Origin of the sequence: Hydrogenophaga taeniospiralis (assembly GCF_020510445.1) — a bacterium.
Classification (GTDB): Bacteria; Pseudomonadota; Gammaproteobacteria; order Burkholderiales; family Burkholderiaceae_C; genus Hydrogenophaga.
In genome coordinates this window covers 732,592-747,812 of the sequence record NZ_JAHBAG010000001.1, presented here as the reverse complement: position 1 = coordinate 747,812, position 15,221 = coordinate 732,592, and the positions used below count along the sequence as shown (strand labels likewise).

Annotated in this window: 15 protein-coding genes and 1 tRNA gene; 10 read left to right on the top strand and 6 right to left on the bottom strand. The window is 63.6% G+C overall.

Annotated features, from left to right (window positions below):
* Positions 1 to 12: 12 nt before the first annotated feature.
* Both KIH07_RS03605 and KIH07_RS03600 read right to left on the bottom strand, forming a co-directional pair.
* Positions 13 to 366 carry a zinc ribbon domain-containing protein YjdM gene (locus tag KIH07_RS03605; protein WP_226490662.1) on the bottom strand — a complete coding sequence of 118 codons (354 nt, stop codon included), beginning with the start codon at positions 364 to 366 and terminating at the stop codon, positions 13 to 15.
* Between the two features lie 111 nt (positions 367 to 477).
* On the bottom strand, positions 478 to 1,086 hold the full coding sequence (locus KIH07_RS03600) for a D-alanyl-D-alanine carboxypeptidase family protein (RefSeq protein WP_226490661.1): 609 nt from the start codon (positions 1,084 to 1,086) through the stop codon (positions 478 to 480).
* A 172-nt stretch (positions 1,087 to 1,258) separates the two neighbouring features.
* Between KIH07_RS03600 and KIH07_RS03595 the strand changes: the two genes are divergently transcribed.
* Together KIH07_RS03595 and KIH07_RS03590 are read left to right on the top strand one after the other, a co-directional pair.
* Positions 1,259 to 1,897 carry a YitT family protein gene (locus KIH07_RS03595; protein ID WP_226490660.1) on the top strand — a complete coding sequence of 213 codons (639 nt, stop codon included), beginning with the start codon at positions 1,259 to 1,261 and terminating at the stop codon, positions 1,895 to 1,897.
* Positions 1,898 to 2,304: 407 nt separating this feature from the next.
* Positions 2,305 to 3,186, top strand: coding sequence for a BglII/BstYI family type II restriction endonuclease (locus KIH07_RS03590; RefSeq protein ID WP_226490659.1), 882 nt, complete (start codon positions 2,305 to 2,307; stop codon positions 3,184 to 3,186).
* Positions 3,187 to 3,188: 2 nt separating this feature from the next.
* On the opposite strand, the gene KIH07_RS03585 is transcribed toward KIH07_RS03590, so the two are convergent.
* From KIH07_RS03585 to rtcR, 3 genes are all read right to left on the bottom strand, one after another.
* On the bottom strand, positions 3,189 to 3,863 hold the full coding sequence (locus KIH07_RS03585; RefSeq protein ID WP_226490658.1) for an MT-A70 family methyltransferase: 675 nt from the start codon (positions 3,861 to 3,863) through the stop codon (positions 3,189 to 3,191).
* Between the two features lie 505 nt (positions 3,864 to 4,368).
* A complete protein-coding gene (locus tag KIH07_RS03580) occupies positions 4,369 to 5,034 on the bottom strand; it encodes a nitroreductase family protein (RefSeq protein ID WP_226490657.1) in 666 nt (221 codons plus the stop codon).
* A 162-nt stretch (positions 5,035 to 5,196) separates the two neighbouring features.
* A complete protein-coding gene (gene rtcR, locus KIH07_RS03575; RefSeq protein WP_226490656.1) occupies positions 5,197 to 6,813 on the bottom strand; it encodes an RNA repair transcriptional activator RtcR in 1,617 nt (538 codons plus the stop codon).
* Positions 6,814 to 7,162: 349 nt separating this feature from the next.
* Between rtcR and KIH07_RS03570 the strand changes: the two genes are divergently transcribed.
* From KIH07_RS03570 to rtcA, 8 genes are all read left to right on the top strand, one after another.
* A tRNA-OTHER gene (locus KIH07_RS03570) sits at positions 7,163 to 7,226 on the top strand.
* Between the two features lie 305 nt (positions 7,227 to 7,531).
* Entirely contained in the window at positions 7,532 to 8,671 is a 1,140-nt protein-coding gene (locus tag KIH07_RS03565) for a slipin family protein (RefSeq protein WP_226490655.1), read from the top strand.
* A 272-nt stretch (positions 8,672 to 8,943) separates the two neighbouring features.
* Complete coding sequence (locus KIH07_RS03560) at positions 8,944 to 9,714, top strand: hypothetical protein (protein WP_226490654.1); 771 nt, start codon at positions 8,944 to 8,946, stop codon at positions 9,712 to 9,714.
* Between the two features lie 62 nt (positions 9,715 to 9,776).
* Positions 9,777 to 10,949 carry an RtcB family protein gene (locus KIH07_RS03555; RefSeq protein ID WP_226494614.1) on the top strand — a complete coding sequence of 391 codons (1,173 nt, stop codon included), beginning with the start codon at positions 9,777 to 9,779 and terminating at the stop codon, positions 10,947 to 10,949.
* A 29-nt stretch (positions 10,950 to 10,978) separates the two neighbouring features.
* Entirely contained in the window at positions 10,979 to 12,316 is a 1,338-nt protein-coding gene (locus KIH07_RS03550; RefSeq protein WP_226490653.1) for a hypothetical protein, read from the top strand.
* A gap of 123 nt (positions 12,317 to 12,439) precedes the next feature.
* Complete coding sequence (locus tag KIH07_RS03545; RefSeq protein ID WP_226490652.1) at positions 12,440 to 13,096, top strand: zinc-ribbon domain-containing protein; 657 nt, start codon at positions 12,440 to 12,442, stop codon at positions 13,094 to 13,096.
* Positions 13,097 to 13,158: 62 nt separating this feature from the next.
* Positions 13,159 to 13,956, top strand: coding sequence for a nucleotidyltransferase domain-containing protein (locus KIH07_RS03540; protein ID WP_413465696.1), 798 nt, complete (start codon positions 13,159 to 13,161; stop codon positions 13,954 to 13,956).
* Positions 13,950 to 14,990, top strand: a complete 1,041-nt coding sequence (gene rtcA, locus KIH07_RS03535) for an RNA 3'-terminal phosphate cyclase (RefSeq protein ID WP_226490650.1) — start codon at positions 13,950 to 13,952, stop codon at positions 14,988 to 14,990. The genes KIH07_RS03540 and rtcA overlap by 7 nt, the downstream gene beginning before the upstream one ends.
* On the opposite strand, the gene KIH07_RS03530 is transcribed toward rtcA, so the two are convergent.
* Complete coding sequence (locus tag KIH07_RS03530; RefSeq protein WP_226494613.1) at positions 14,987 to 15,211, bottom strand: 4Fe-4S binding protein; 225 nt, start codon at positions 15,209 to 15,211, stop codon at positions 14,987 to 14,989. The two genes, rtcA and KIH07_RS03530, sit on opposite strands and share 4 nt — an antisense overlap.
* Positions 15,212 to 15,221: the final 10 nt, after the last annotated feature.

The following is a 15,221-nucleotide window of genomic DNA, read 5'->3' as shown; positions in this document are numbered from 1 at the left end:
GGCGAAAGCCGCTCAGGCCTTCTTCAGGAACTCCGACTTCAGCAGCATGCTGCCCAGTTCGGTCTTGCAGTCCACGTTGTGGCCGTCGGCGCCATCCACCAGGCGGATGCCCTTGATCTTGCTGCCTTTCTTGAGCACGCTCGACGAGCCCTTGACTTTCAGGTCCTTGATCAGGATCACCGAGTCGCCATCGGCCAGCGGGTTGCCGTTGGCGTCTTTCACCACGCCGCCACCGGCCTCGTCGTCGCTGGCGGCGGCCTCGGCCACCGGCCATTCAAAGGCGCAGTCGGGGCAGACGAAGTTCTCGCCGTCGGTGTAGGTGTTTTCAAGGCCGCATTGCGGGCAGGCGGGGGCGGTGTGGGGCATGGTGTTGTCGCGCCGGAGCCCGGGCTCTGGCGGTTGGGTAAAGCCCGGTATCTTAGAACGTGCGTGCGATCACCCTGGGAGGCGCGTGCCGCGCCGCTGGCGCGCCCCGCCTTATGCGAACACGGCCGTGCCCCGGGCCAGGTGGTCGCGCAGGCTTGCGAGCATCTCGCGTTCCGACAAGCCCTGCGCCCACGCCGGGCGCAGCTGGTAGTGGGGCTGGTCGACGATGGTGCTCCAGTTGCCGCCCCACTCCAGGCCCAGCTCCATGCCCAGCACGCCGACCGCCTTGTACTTGGGCGACTCGGGCAGGTACTTGTTGCCGCTGAACACCCCGATGTCGAACGCGATGCCGAAGTTGTGGTTCGAGTGGCCGCCGCGCGCGTTGGTCACCTTGGGGCCCGGCGCCGTGCGGCCCTTGGCGAACAGGGCGTCCTGCTCGGCAAACGAGCGCGTGCCGCTGATCACCTTGATCTGGATGCCGCTGGCCGCGGCCTTCTGCACCAGCGCCCGCGCCATCGGCTGCACCTCGGGCAGCAGCGTGGCGATCTGCGATTCGCTGCGCGCGTCTACCGGGGAAATGGCCGCTTGCGGGGCTTGGCCGTCGACCTTCTTCTTGACCAGCGCCGCGTAAATGGCGCCCCAGGTTTCCGGCCCCGCCCGGCCGTCCGCCTGCACCCCCAGAGCTTGCTGGATGGCACGAATCATGTCGGTGATGTCCATGGTCCCTCCGCCGTGAAAGCCTTCCCCGGCGGGGAAGCCGCTGTGGAACTGTAGGCGCGCGAGGGGCCCCCAACATCCCCAACCTGGGGGAGTCGGCCGGGGGCGGAACGCCTTGGGCCTCCGCGCTTTCGAACCCCGTTGGTACGGCACGCCTCGTGCTTGTTCCCCCGCCATGGACCCCACCGCTCCCACCCCCCAACCCGTTTCCGCTCCCGCCCCCCACACCCACTCCTGGCTTGACGACGCCCACGCCCTCGTCGCCGGCTCGCTGTTCGTCGCCCTGGGCATGACCATGTTCGGCCACGCCGGCCTGCTCACCGGCGGCGTGGCGGGCGTGGCCTTCCTGGCCAGCTACGCCAGCGGTCTCGCCTTCGGCCTGTTCTTCTTCCTGTTCAGCCTGCCGTTCTTCGTGCTCTCGTGGTACCGGCTCGGCCCGGCGTTCACCTTCAAAAGCTTCGGCGCCGTCGCGCTGGTGTCCGCCTGCACCACGCTGGCGCCCAAAGTGGTGCGCTTCGAGCTGCTCAACCCCTGGGTCGCCTCGGTGCTCGGCGGCTTCCTGATCGGCTTCGGCCTGCTCGCCCTGCTGCGCCACCAGGCCAGCGTGGGCGGCGTCAACATCCTGGCGCAATGGCTGCAACAGGCCAAAGGCCTGAGCGCAGGCAAGGTGCAGATGGGGGTGGATCTGGTGGTCGTGCTCGCGGCCCTGATGGTGGTGCCGCCCGTGCGCGTGGCGCAATCGGTGGTGGGCGCCGTCGCCATCGGCGCCATCCTCGCGCTCAACCACCGGCCGGGGCGTTACCTTGGGGTTTGAGCGGTGGCGGGGCTGGTGAGGCGGTATTCAGATCGCAGATCGGGCGAGGGCCTGGAAGGGTGCGCCTTCGTTTACGGCGGAGGTGCCCGATGGCGGTGATAAGTCTCGAGTCCTTCCATTTGGCGCCATCCGTGCGCAATTCGAACAGGTTGCGCGTGGCCTTGATCGCTTCGGGCCACCGTCCGGTGGTGGTCCTGCTGCCATGGCTTCATGGCGATCATCGTGGTCGTGTAAGCGGCTATCCTGCACCCTATAGGCTTGAAACTCCACCCACGTAGCGGGACGACATCTGAATGTTCTTCAGGTAAAAGGCAATGCCAGCACTTGGGCCGTATGGAAAAGCAACTTGTTGCCCCCATACGATCTGGTTCACCAAGATCGCGGCAGAGTCAGAAAATGACTCTTGTATGCTTGAGTACCGCCCCACTCCCGAACAGTCCATGCCAAAAGCTCCAAGTCGCAAGACCACCGCCAAGCCATTTCAATCGCTGATTGATCGAGGCTTTGAAGTAATGTACGTGTCTCATGCCGCAGCCATACTGGCTCATGACTTTCCGGATGCGAGTGCGGAGATTGAGCAGGTGCTGAGCGAGATGGACCTGCCCATCACAGAAATCATTGGCTCAGGTGGCGGCGAAACCAGATTTACTCAGCGGCTGCGCAAAGGCCTCGCAGCTCTGAATTGGCGCAAGCACAATTTCCAAATTGGAAAAACTATCGACGGTGTCCCGAAAGAATCCACTTCTCACGAAGTGGACCATGTCAAGAGATATCAGGCAGGCGTGATCGCAGGCGAAATTGAATGGAACAATAAGGATCCATTCTTCGACCGCGATCTGGAGAATTTCAAACGGCTGCATGCCGAGGGTGCGATATCGGTCGGCATGCTGATCACCCGCGGCTCCACTCTTCAGGATCAGATGTATGAACTGGTGATGCGGTTCGCAATTGAAAGGGGAATCAAGGACTTTGAAACCCTCGCAGAAGCTGGCGTCATTCCGACACCGAAACAACGCGGAAACATCGAACGAAGAGTCAATCGCCTTCGAGACCCCATCGACTTCGCCAGCGCCTGGGTCGACAACTTCGTTTCAAATAAGTATGGAGCGGCTACTACGCACTGGGCAAAGTTGATGCACCGTGTCGAGCGCGGCGTGGGCAACCCATGTCCGCTCTTGCTGATTGGGTTGCCCGCTTCTATTGTGCAGTTCGATGCGGCGCCTGTCGATCAACTGGATGATGCAGGCCCGCTTGAGGCCCCTGATACTGACGCCGCTACTTTCCCTTAGATTCAATCCAGGGAGCCAAACAGCGAGTTTTCGAGGTGTTTTCGAGAGTGGTTGCTGTAGGTGGCCCAAGTCGGGATATACGTTTCATCCGCTTGATTTCCCCAAATTGCCCATCCGGGACGTTCTCCACGAGCAAACATTTCAAGAAATGGCCCGGGGCTGCAGTCGGTGATCAGGTTGTACTGCTCGTCTGGCTTGCGCGAATGCTCGCGTTTGCGAGTGCCCATGTAATTCACCTGGGTGCGGCCCGGGGCCAGTGTTCTAGCACCCTTGCCACGAACGCCAAACAGCAACAGTTCAGTGACGTTTCGAAAATAGAAGCCTACGCCCCGGCCATCACTTCCTCCATCCTTGCGCAGCTTGTGCCAAACGATGTTTGATTTGTAGTTGAAACCCCAAGCTGCCATGACTGCGAGGCCTTCTGGAAGCAGTGCATTCGGCACCCAGAGGTAAAGGTGCGATGTATCCGCTGCAGCGCTTTCAACAGGCAAGGCCTTGATGTCTTCGAGAGTCATCGTGCCGTAGCGGTTGAGTCGTTTGTGCTCAGGCGCTACCTTTCCCGTTCTGTTCTGAAACTGCCATGGTGGATCGGCCAAGATGGTTTTGAATTTTCGGTTCGCGACGAATCGCGTGAGGTCGGCTGCGGCATCAATCACACCGTTCTGTTCTTGTTTCATGTTCTGTTGATCGGTTAGAAGGTAATTCCGCGTCGCGCGAACTCTGCCTCAAGGGCTGCGACGATGATGGATTGAACACTTGCGCGTTCATCAAGACTGAGTTCTCTGAGGCGCTTCCACCGGGCTCTGGGAAGACGAAAACTCATCTGTACAACATCATCGGAGGTTGATGTACCCATTTGTCGTGATGGGCTGGGTGCGTCCGTCGGTGCGGCTGGTTCACTGCGCATTGGGTCTCCCGGTGGTAGCTTGGTAGCACTATACCAACTGGATCTTTGTCCAGTCAACTGGTTTGGCGCAGTGTACTTTTTTGTTGGGTCAGGCGGGCAAAAAAGCCACTATCAACACAACACAAGCGCGTCTCGCTGACCAAACCTGCTCTCTCGTCAGCTGAAGCAGTTTGGTACAAGCTTTCCCTCGTGTGGCGCCAATGGCTGGCAGCGCGTTTCCCGCATCGGGGAACAGCGTCCGGCGCCGTCCGCCCCTAGCCAGCCACCGCGTCACATCATTTCATTTCGCTCACGAACTGCGCCAGCGGGCGGCGCACCTTCTTCAGGTTCACCAGCCAGTCGCCTTCGTCGGCGCGGTAGCCCAGCGGCAGGATTGCGACGCTGCGCAGGCCGCGTTCGCGCAGCTTGAGGATCTCGTCGAGCTTGGCCGGGTCGAAGCCTTCCATCGGCGTGCTGTCCACCTCTTCAAAGGCGGCGGCGATCAGCGCGGCGCCCAGGCCGATGTAGGCCTGGCGTGCGGCGTGCTGGAAGTTCACTTCGGCGTCGCGCTGCGGGTAGGTCTTGAGCAGCATCTGGCGGTAGTTCTCCCAGCCCTCGTTGGTGAAGCCCCGTTGTTCGTTGGTCAGGTCGAACATGTGGTTGATGCGCTCGGGCGTGTAGTTGTCCCAGGCGGCGAACACGAGCAGGTGCGAGCCGTCGGTGATCTGCGCCTGGTTCCAGGCGATGGGCTGGATCTGTTCGCGCACGGCCTTGCTCGTGACGACGATGATCTCGTAGGGCTGCAGGCCGCTGGAGGTGGGCGCCAGGCGCGCGGCTTCGACGATGCGGTCCACCTTGTCTTGCGGCACGGCCTTGGCCGCGTCCATCTTCTTGGTGGCGTAGCGCCATTGCAGTTTGTCGAGCAGGACGGGGGCGTGGGTGGGTTGCGACAGGTCGCTCATGGTGTTTTCCGTTTTGGGATGGCGCCCACACGGCGTGGGCGGACGGGCGATCTTGTCGCAGTGCAGCAATGTCTGCTGCCTGTCGCGCAGAAGACGGCGCGGCTTCGCCTTGAACGGCGGGCGCTCAGCGCGAATCGCCAGGATCGGGTATAGGCCGCTGGCTCAGCGCGACACCCGCTCCCAGCGCAGGCCGTGTTTCTGCAGGTACTTGCGCAGGCGGTCCGCGTCGTTGACGACCGAGCGCTGGGTGCGCGAGCGGTCGAAGAGCGTGCGCCCGGCTTCCGAGAGCGTGCGCGAGGCGCGGCACACGCGCACCACGGCCGCGAGCTGCAGCCGGTCGAACAGATCGAGCCGGTCCAGCGCGTCGGGCTGCAGCAGGTCGGCCAGCTCGACGGCGTCGTCGGCCAGGCGGGCCACGTCGTCGGGCGCCTGGTTCATCTGCCAGAGCCAGCGCAGGCGTTGCAGCTCCGCCTCGACCAGCGGCACCGCGATGCGCCCGCCCTCGGCCAGCGTGCACAGCCGCGTCACGCTCGCGGCGAGGTCGCGGAAGTTGCCGCTCCACAAGGCCTCGGGCGACTGCGCGAAGCGCAGATACAGCGCCTTGGCCTCGGCGTTGAAGCGCACCGCGCGCCCCAGCTCGGCGGCGCAGCGCGTCACCAGGTGGTCCACATTGGGTTCGATGTCTTCGGGCCGCTGCGCCAGACCCGGCAGCGTGTACGACCAGAGGTTGATGCGCGCGTAGAGGTCTTCGCGAAAGCGGCCTTCGAGCACGTCCACACGCAGGTCGCGGTTGGTGCCTGCGATCAGCTGGAAGTCGCTGCTCACCTCGCGGTCGCTGCCCACCGGGTAGAAGCGCTTTTCTTCCACCGCCTTGAGCAACATGGCCTGTTCGTCCAGGCCCAGCTCGCCGATTTCGTCGAGGAACAGCACGCCCTCGTGCGCCGTGCGCAGCAGGCCCGCGCGCTCGCTCACCGCGCCGGTGAAGGCGCCCTTCTTGTGGCCAAACAGCGTGGACGCCGCGCCCTCGCCCTGCAGCGTGGCGCAGTTCACCTCCACGAAATCGCCCGCGACCCGGTGGCGCGATTTCTTCAGCTCGAACATGCGCCGTGCCAGGTGCGACTTGCCCGCACCCGTCGGCCCGGTCAGCAGGATCGGCGCCTTCGAGCGCAGGGCCACCCGCTCGATCTCTTCGATCAGCGCGTTGAAATCGGCGTTGCGCGTGGCGATACCACTCTTGAGGAAATCCAGCGCGTCGCGCTGCGCCTGATCAAAACGCTGCGCCAGCCCGTCGTAGCGCGAGAGGTCGAGGTCGATCAGCGCGTAGCTGCCGGGGTTGGCGCTCGTCTGCTTCCTGGGCGGTGAGGTCTGCAGCAGGACGCCCGGAATCAGCCGCGATTCGGTCAGCAGAAACATGCAGATCTGCGCCACGTGCGTGCCGGTGGTGATGTGCGTCCAGTAGCGCTCCTTCTCGGGCTGGAAGGGGTACTGCTTCACCCAGTCGTAGAGCGCGCCATAGACCTCACCGAAGTCCCAGGGGTCGGCCATCGCCAGCGGCACGAGGCGCACCGCCGTGTCGGGCGAGGCGGTACCGATGTCCTGTTGGATCAGCTGCGCCAAGGCTTCGTGCTGCCGGGTGTAGAGCAGCTCCAGCCGGTGCACCTGCATGTCCTCGTGCTGGACCAGCGAGACCGTGGGGCGCCACTTCTCCCAGCGACCCGCGCCGCGCCCGCTGTCGAGCTGGGTGCCGAGGAATCCGATGACGACGGTTTTTTGGAGCATGGCTATGAATCTAGTTTGCTAGCCAAAAATATAACTTACTAGGTGTTCAAACGAATGACGATAGAACAATATGAAAAAAAGTCTTTTGAAATCAAAGGATTGTTTGAAATTTCATTGAGTAGGCCCAGGTTGGCATGCATCTGGCAATAAGGAAAGCACCGGACGGCAGTGTCGAACGCTTACAGGCCAGGGTTGGGACGAAGGTCCGCCCTGCCGGTGCAGGAAGTCCGGAACCGTGGAGGTTCTGTCGATGCCCTGCATGCCGCACGGCGCGAACGTCTGGTTCGGCAAGGTCGTGGTGACCAACCCGCAAGGGCGTGTCGGGTTCGACTCCCGGCTTGCCACCACTGGTAGCTCAGTTTGGTAGAGCAGTCTTGAAAAAGACGTGTCGCAGGTTCGACTCCTGTCCATTTGCTCCGGTCGAAAGGCTGGAGCCTGTAAAGAAGAAGCGGTCGAAAGACCACCCGCCGAACGCGGGGCGAGGGACCACCGGTTGCGCTGCAACCCCAAGCCCACACCCCGTCAGTCGGTGGCGGTATGTGCCAGACCCGGGCACAGCCCGCGCCCGCAGCCAGCCCGCTGCCGCCCAGCAAGTGGCAGCAACCAAGGCGCACTGCAAGGCCCGCGGTTGTGCCCCCTGGTGCCCCGTCATCGCTGTAACGGCACCCCTATTGCAAGAAGCCGAAACGGCGAACCGAAGTGAAGTGAGGAAAACAAAATGATGAAGATCGAACGCATCACGGTGAAGAAAAACGAACGCGCCTTGCTGCTGCGCAACGGCGACTTCGAGCGCGTGCTGCGCAGCGGCACCCACTGGCTGTTCACCGGCCTGGATCGGTTGCGCGTTGAAACCTTTGCACTGGACCAGCCCGCCTTTCGCCACGCCATGGCCGACTACCTGATGGCCCAGGAACCTGAGGTGGTGGCGGCCGAGTTCGTGCGTGTGGAACTGTCTGAGCAAGAAGTTGGCCTGCGCAGCGACAACGGTGTGCTGGTGGAAATCCTGCCGCCCGGTACGCGCCGCCTGTTCTGGAAAGGCCTGGTGGATGTGACCGTGCAGGTGATCGATCTGCAAGCCGGTGCCGAGCTGCCGGCCGCCCTGGTGGCGCGCCTGACCCAGACCCAGCTGCGCCAACGCGCCGTGACGGGCCTGGAGGGTGTATTGCAGGTGCAGGTGCCCGAGGGCATGAGCGCGTTGCTGAGCATCGACGGCAAGGTTGACAGGCTGCTGGCAGCGGGCGCGTACGCCTTCTGGAAGTACGGCCGCAGCATCGCGGTGGAACTGGTGGACCTGCGGCTGCAGGCGGTGGAAGTGTCGGGCCAGGACATCATGACCCGCGACAAGGTGAGCCTGCGCCTGAACCTGAGCGCCACCTACCGCTACACCGACGTGCAGCGCGCCTTTGCCCAGTTGCAAAAGCCCGCGGAACATCTGTACCGCGAGCTGCAGTTTGCGCTGCGCGCCGCCGTGGGCACCCGCACGCTCGATGAGCTGCTGGAGAACAAGACAGTGATCGACGACGTGGTGAGCGCCTACGTGCTGCCCAAGTTGATGCCGTACGGTATCGCCCTGGAGAGCGTGGGTGTGAAAGACATCGTGTTGCCCGGCGAGATGAAGACCATCCTGACCCAGGTGGTGCAGGCAGAGAAACTGGCCCAGGCCAACGTGATCCGCCGCCGAGAAGAAACGGCTGCGACCCGCTCGCTGCTCAACACCGCGAAGGTGATGGAAGACAACCCCGTGGCGCTGCGCATGAAGGAGCTGGAAACGCTGGAACGTGTGGCCGAACGCATCGACAAGATCTCGGTGTTCGGCGGCCTGGACCAGGTGTTGAACGGTCTCGTGAAACTGCGTTGAAACAACGAAGAAGGATCAAGGGCGCGCTGGCACAGAAGGGAGCGCCACTGCCAAAAATGATTGAACATGCCGGCAGGCTGGGTAACACCAGGTGTGGCAGGCAAGCTGGTTGGCGAGCAAGGTTGAGGATGCAGGTGCTGGCTCCGATGACGGGTCTGTCACTGGCGCGCGTTTCCAATCGCCAACGAGGCCATCGGACTCAAAACCATGGTTGCCACATTGATGCGGGTTCGAATCCCGTCGCGTCCACCATTGAAGAAAAGAAGAATGTGATGAACACCACGAAGAAGAAGCCCACAGCTCGCGAAAGAAGCCCGGCTCGCAAGACCGGCGCCGTGACCTGCGAGTCCGTGGGCCTGGACCCGGCGCTCTATGCGAGTGCCCTGCGCTACCTGTTCGACCGTCCGGTACCCGCAGACAACGAAGCGGAGTGGTTCTGGAATATGGACGAGCCCAATTTCGAAGCAATGCCATTGCAATGGGTTCACATCCAGACCGTGCTGTTTGCCAATTCGGCTACCGACCTGGAGCCGTACAGCGACGAACAGGTGGGGTTGGGGCTGAACTACGTGATGAGCAACGGTGTCAGCGATGTTTCACACATGGTGAACGACCGGTCAGTACCGCTTGCGGAAGCGATGCGGATGATGAAGGCGCTGCCCGCTCTTTGGCGGGACTGCATCGGACCGCGGATGGGTGATGCGCAACAAACTGAAAGTGGCAAGAAGAGGCTCGGGTTTGCTTGCTTCAACTGGTTTGACGCTTGGCCCAGCTTTTGGAGCGCCAAACACCTCCCTGAGTGGCGCGATGCCATGTGGAATGTGCTTTGCGACATGCTGAGTTCGCCTTGGCGCGACGTGCAGATGGCCGCTCTGGACAGCCTTGCTGACGATGGCTGTTACTTGGAGCGTCCCGAGCAGGTTCAAGCCTTGATAGAAGCGTTTCTGCGAAACCTGCGAGGTGACGAGGAGCTGAGGACCTTCGCACTTCATGCAGCAAGCATGAACGCACAAGCTGCAACGATCCATCAAACAGACAAATAGACAGAGAGAGAAACGAAGTGAACTACAACACCGAACAACCCGAAGGCGGCGTGCCCATCAAGATGTGGACCCGCGGCGTTCCGGTCGAAGACGAAGCGAAAAAGCAACTGGCCAATACCGCGCGCCTGCCCATCGTGTTCAAGCACATCGCGGCGATGCCCGACGTGCACCTGGGCATCGGCGCGACCGTGGGCTCGGTGGTGCCGACCTTCAAGGCCATCATCCCGGCTGCGGTCGGTGTGGACATCGGCTGTGGAATGATGGCCTGCAAGACCACGCTGCGCGCGGAAGACCTGCCCGACAACCTGGGGCCGTTGCGCGCCGCGATCGAGAAGGCCGTGCCGCACGGACGTTCCCCCAAGGGGTGGACCCGTGACGAAGGCGCTTGGGAAAATCCGCCTTCGCTGGTGGACCAGGCCTGGGCGACGCTCAAGGACGAGTTCGACGCGATCTGCGAGCAGTACCCGCGCCTGAAGAACACCAACAACCACAAGCACCTGGGAACCCTCGGGACGGGCAACCACTTCATCGAGGTCTGCCTCGACGAGTCGGGCGCTGTGTGGTTCATGCTGCACTCGGGTTCGCGTGGCGTGGGGAATGCCATCGGCACCACCTTCATCGAGCTGGCGAAGAAGGACGCCGAGCGCAACAACGTCCACCTGCCGGACCAGGATCTGGCGTACTTCGAGGAAGGCTCGCAGTACTTCGGCGACTACGTGCGTGGCGTGGGCTGGGCGCAGAAGTTCGCGCGCCTGAACCGCGAGGTGATGATGAAGAACCTGGTCGCCACCGTGCGTCAAGTCATCACCAAGCCTTTCGAGACGCACGTCGAGGCGGTGAACTGCCACCACAACTACGTGCAGAAGGAAACGCACTTCGGTGAAGAGGTGTTCGTGACGCGCAAGGGCGCGGTGAGCGCGAAGAAGGGCGAGCTGGGCATCATCCCGGGGAGCATGGGTGCGCGCAGCTACATCGTGCGCGGGCTTGGAAACCCGGAGAGCTTCGAGAGCTGCAGCCACGGCGCGGGCCGCGTGATGAGCCGCACCAAGGCCAAGAAGCTGTTCACGGTGGAAGACCAGATCAAGGCCACCGAGGGCGTGGAGTGCCGCAAGGACGAAGCCGTGATCGACGAGATCCCGATGGCCTACAAGAACATCGACGCGGTGATGGAAGCGCAGAAGGACCTGGTGGAGGTGGTGTACACGCTCAAGCAGGTGTTGTGTGTGAAGGGGTGACGCATGGAAGGTAGATCAGGGGGCGGAGCATGGACGAATTTTTGAAGCAACTGTTCGGTGAGGTCTACGACGACCTTGAAGACCCTTTGGGGGTGTGCTCCGACAGTGGGTTTGTGCGCGAGTCTGCGGTCAAGGCCCTGGCGTCTCGGCCGCAGCGCGGCACCTTGCCGGTACTGCTGGTGCGGCTCAACGACTGGGTGCCCCAGGTGCGCATTGCCGCCGGAGAGGCGGTGCGCTCCCTGATGCGCCCTGAGTTCCTGCCGGACTGGATGGCCTCCATCGACGCGGTGGTGGCGCTTGAGCGCACGCGTCGGACCAACCACACAGCCATGCTCAACGAGATCGCGGGTTTCCTGAGCCGCAGCGAGCACCTTTCACAGGTGATCGAGGCGTCGCGATCCGCAGGGCTTCACGGGCGGCGGTATGTGCTTGACCTGGCATGGCGGGCTGCGCAGGACGAGAGCGAGCGCGTCAGGTTGCTCGAACAGGCCTTGTTCGGTGACGACGTGGTCCTGGCGACGCAGGCGTTGTCGCGGGTAGAGGGGTTGACCTCGCCGGCGGCGCGGCGGCGTCTGTACGAAGCCGCCTGCCAGTCCCCTTGTGCACCTGTGCGCTGCGAGGGTGTGCGCTGGGCGGTGGAGCAGCCCGACGAGGCAACCGACCTCGTGGTTCGTCGCGCCTGTCTGGATGTGAGCCCCCATGTGCGTTGGTGGTGCTTGCGCTGGTTGCGTTCGAACGGAGGTACAGAGCGTGAGGTGGCCAATGCGGTGGCCGTGGCCGGTGATGCGCTGTTGCCTGCGCGCAAGCGCAGCACGGCCATGCAGTTCCTTGCGGAAGCGGATGTCAGCAGCGCTCTTGCCGTCAGCGAGCCTTGGCTCACCACCGAGTCGGCACGGTTGCGACGCGACGCGCTGTCTGTTCGCTTGGCGAACGGCTCGCATGACGAGAAAACCCGCTGGTTGAAGCAGGCGTATGCCGACCCATCGCCCAAGGTGCGCAGGCTGTTATTCGCCAAGGCCCATCGCGGTGTCTGGGCGCCCACGGTGGACGAACTGGTGGCGTCTGTACAGCATGAACAAACCCCTGAAGCGGTGCGTGCCTTGCTGTCCATGCGGCGCTTGTACGCTGCATGGGACAGCCTGCAGTGCTTGCTCCTGGTGTGGCCCCTGGGCATTCAACTGGGCATGGGGCCGGCGCTGGTCGGCGCACTGAAGGCATGGCCAGTTGAGAGCTGTGCGTGTCGCCACGGCCCCAACGCCGCGCAAACGACGCTTCTGGCGGCGCTGTGGTCAGCCCAGCGCACGCAGTTGGATGCTTCATTGCGGCAAACCATGGACTTCCACCTGAAGACGTTTGGCATCGAGTGAAAACCAAGCGCTGGGTGGATGGAGGCGCAGGAGGACTTGGTGAGGGTGTGTATGTTCTCGAGCAGGTGCTGTGTGTGGAAGGGTAGGTGGTGCCGCAGGGACGCCATCTTGAGGGGATGTGAGATGAAGAGCAGCAAACAGCGACGTGTGGAAATCAAGCAACTTCGACTGGCACGCGCGCAGCGTGCTCAGACGCAGTTGAAATCAATGTCTTTGGGCCGAGAGGGGCATGTGCCTGGCCTGGTGATGGCCGATACACAGCTTTTGAGTGTCCTGAACAACAGCTGTGTTTTCCCCGCGTTCTATGTGGACAAGGCTTTCGTTTGCGTCGATTGCTCCACCGAAGAGGTATGGACGGCGAAGCAGCAGAAGTGGTGGTACGAAGAGGTACAGGCTCCAATAGACAGCCAAGCCAAACGCTGCCTGGTATGCCGTCGTGCGCGCCGTTCGCGAATCAAAGAGGCGCTGGCGGTGCCGGGTGCCAACCGTCTCGCGCAAGAGGTCGAGGCGCTGCGCGCGCTTGGGGCCAAGCCGCCTGACGCAGCAGCGCTTGAACAGGTGGCCAATGCGCTGCAGAGCAAGTGGTGGGGGCACCGCGTGGTCGCGATTCAGGTTCTGGGTCGCTGGGGCGGTGCAGAAGAAATCGCGCAACTGCGGACGTTGGCCGCGTTGCGCCACACCGAGGGGTGTCACTATCGCTCTTGGGAGCGCGTGGCTTCGGACGAGGCGGCAGTAGCTTTGAGAAGCTTGGGAATCGATGTGGAACGGGGCGTCAAATGATGAAAGACAAAGAATTGGTTTTTGAAGAGTTCTTGCGTTCAACCCATCCGGTTGAGCCACACATGCGCGAGCAGGTCATGGCGCACCTGCGCGCCATCGAAGCGCAGCACAACGTCACCATCCTGTTCGCCTGCGAGTCGGGCAGCCGGGGCTGGGGTTTTGCGTCGCCCGACAGCGACTACGACGTGCGTTTCATCTACGTGAACCGCCTGCCGTGGTACCTCACGGTGGCGCCGGGGCGCGATGTGATTGAGCTGCCGATCAGTGGCGACCTGGACATCAACGGCTGGGACCTGCGCAAGGCGCTGGGGCTGATGCGCGAGTCCAACCCCACGCTGCTGGAGTGGCTGCGTTCGCCCATCGTGTACCGCGAAGAGGGTGAGCCGATGAGCCGCTTTCGCGCGCTGGCCGAGCGGGTGTTCTCCAACGCCAAGGGCTGGCACCACTACAGCTCGATGGCGAAGAAGAACTTCCGTGAACACCTGCAGGCCGACGAGGTGCGCTACAAGAAATACCTCTACGTGCTGCGCCCGCTGCTGGCCGCGCGCTGGATTCGTGAGCAGCCCGGCGTGCCGCCCATGCGCTTTGCCGAACTGGCGCAGCGCACCTTGCATGCCACCGCAGACGCCGCGCTGATCGCCGAGATCAACGCGCTGCTGGAGGTGAAGATGCGTGCCGGCGAGTCCGCGACCAGCCCGCGCTGGCCGGGCATCCACGCTTTCATCGAGGCCGAGCTGGAGCGCAATGCCGTGGAACCGGTGCAGGCGCTGCCCGTGCCGGGCCATGCGCCGCTGGACGGGCTGTTGTTCGACACCGTGCTGCGGTGCGACCCCGAGGCGCGGGAGGGCGTGGCATGTTGACCATCGACGGCTCCACCGGCGAAGGCGGTGGCCAAATCCTGCGCACCAGCCTGTCGCTCTCCATGATCACCGGCCAGCCGGTGCGCATCGAGCACATCCGCGCCAGGCGCCCCAAGCCCGGTTTGATGCGCCAGCACCTGGCCTGCGTGCTGGCGGCGCAGGCGGTGTGTGGCGCACAGGTGAGCGGCGCCGAGCTGGGTTCGCAGGCGCTGGTGTTCGAACCGGGCGCGCTGCGCCCCGGCGAACACGCGTTTGCCATCGGCTCGGCCGGCAGTTGCCTGCTGGTGTTGCAGACGGTCTTGCCCGCGCTGATGCTGGCCGGCGCGCCGAGCCAGCTCAAGCTCTCGGGTGGCACGCACAACCCGCTGGCGCCCAACTTTCATTTCATTGAGCGGGCGTTTCTGCCGCAACTCGCGCGTCTGGGCGTGAAGGTGGGGGCAACGCTGCGCCGCCACGGCTTCTACCCCGCTGGCGGCGGCGAGATGCTGGCGGCCATTGAGCCTGCGGCCGGTGGGTTGCGGCCGTTCGACCTGCTGGAGCGCGGTGCGGTGGGCGAGCCCCTGGCCGAGTCGCTGGTGGCGGCGGTGCCGCGCCGCGTGGCCGAGCGCGAACTGTCCTTGTTGAAGGACGCGCTGGGCTGGCCGGACGAGCAGCTGCGCGTGCCCAACGTGCGGCAGAACGAGGGCCCGGGCAATGCGTTGATCGCGACGCTGGCGTTTGAGCACGTGACCGAGGTGTTCACCAGCTTCGGCGAAAAGTCGGTGAGCTCGGAGCAGGTGGCCAGCCAGCTGCTGCGGCAGATCAGGGCCTACCAGGGCAGCACGGCGGCGGCGGGGCCTTACCTCGCCGATCAGCTGGCCTTGCCCTGGGCGCTGGCGGTGCACCGCAGCGCTCAGGCGGCGGCCTACACCTGCAGCGAGGTGACGGAGCACACGCGCACCAACCTGGAGGTGATCCAGCGCTTTCTGCCGGTGACGGCCGAGGTGCTGCGGCAGGGGGCGAGCTGTTGGCGCGTCGCCTGGACGCCCCGTTAGTCCTGGGCGCTGGTTCGAACCATCTCAATCGCATCAAACGGGCACCTCACCGCGCACTTCGCGCAGCCGGTGCAGCCGGGCCCGTCGTGCAGCTGAGAAAACTTCTTCCAGTGCTCCACCTCCAGCGACAGCACATGCGGCGGGCACACCGCCACGCACCAACCGCAGCCGGTGCAGCGGGTCTTGTTGATGACAGGCAGGGCCTTGCGTTCGGTCGCCATGCCGGTATTG

Coding starts and splice junctions, on each gene's coding strand:
- KIH07_RS03605 (WP_226490662.1), bottom strand. CDS start 366: ATGCCCCACACCGCCCCCGCCTGCCCGCAATGCGGCCTTGAAAACACC.
- KIH07_RS03600 (WP_226490661.1), bottom strand. CDS start 1,086: ATGGACATCACCGACATGATTCGTGCCATCCAGCAAGCTCTGGGGGTG.
- KIH07_RS03595 (WP_226490660.1), top strand. CDS start 1,259: ATGGACCCCACCGCTCCCACCCCCCAACCCGTTTCCGCTCCCGCCCCC.
- KIH07_RS03590 (WP_226490659.1), top strand. CDS start 2,305: ATGCTTGAGTACCGCCCCACTCCCGAACAGTCCATGCCAAAAGCTCCA.
- KIH07_RS03585 (WP_226490658.1), bottom strand. CDS start 3,863: ATGAAACAAGAACAGAACGGTGTGATTGATGCCGCAGCCGACCTCACG.
- KIH07_RS03580 (WP_226490657.1), bottom strand. CDS start 5,034: ATGAGCGACCTGTCGCAACCCACCCACGCCCCCGTCCTGCTCGACAAA.
- rtcR (WP_226490656.1), bottom strand. CDS start 6,813: ATGCTCCAAAAAACCGTCGTCATCGGATTCCTCGGCACCCAGCTCGAC.
- KIH07_RS03565 (WP_226490655.1), top strand. CDS start 7,532: ATGATGAAGATCGAACGCATCACGGTGAAGAAAAACGAACGCGCCTTG.
- KIH07_RS03560 (WP_226490654.1), top strand. CDS start 8,944: ATGAACACCACGAAGAAGAAGCCCACAGCTCGCGAAAGAAGCCCGGCT.
- KIH07_RS03555 (WP_226494614.1), top strand. CDS start 9,777: ATGTGGACCCGCGGCGTTCCGGTCGAAGACGAAGCGAAAAAGCAACTG.
- KIH07_RS03550 (WP_226490653.1), top strand. CDS start 10,979: ATGGACGAATTTTTGAAGCAACTGTTCGGTGAGGTCTACGACGACCTT.
- KIH07_RS03545 (WP_226490652.1), top strand. CDS start 12,440: ATGAAGAGCAGCAAACAGCGACGTGTGGAAATCAAGCAACTTCGACTG.
- KIH07_RS03540 (WP_413465696.1), top strand. CDS start 13,159: ATGCGCGAGCAGGTCATGGCGCACCTGCGCGCCATCGAAGCGCAGCAC.
- rtcA (WP_226490650.1), top strand. CDS start 13,950: ATGTTGACCATCGACGGCTCCACCGGCGAAGGCGGTGGCCAAATCCTG.
- KIH07_RS03530 (WP_226494613.1), bottom strand. CDS start 15,211: ATGGCGACCGAACGCAAGGCCCTGCCTGTCATCAACAAGACCCGCTGC.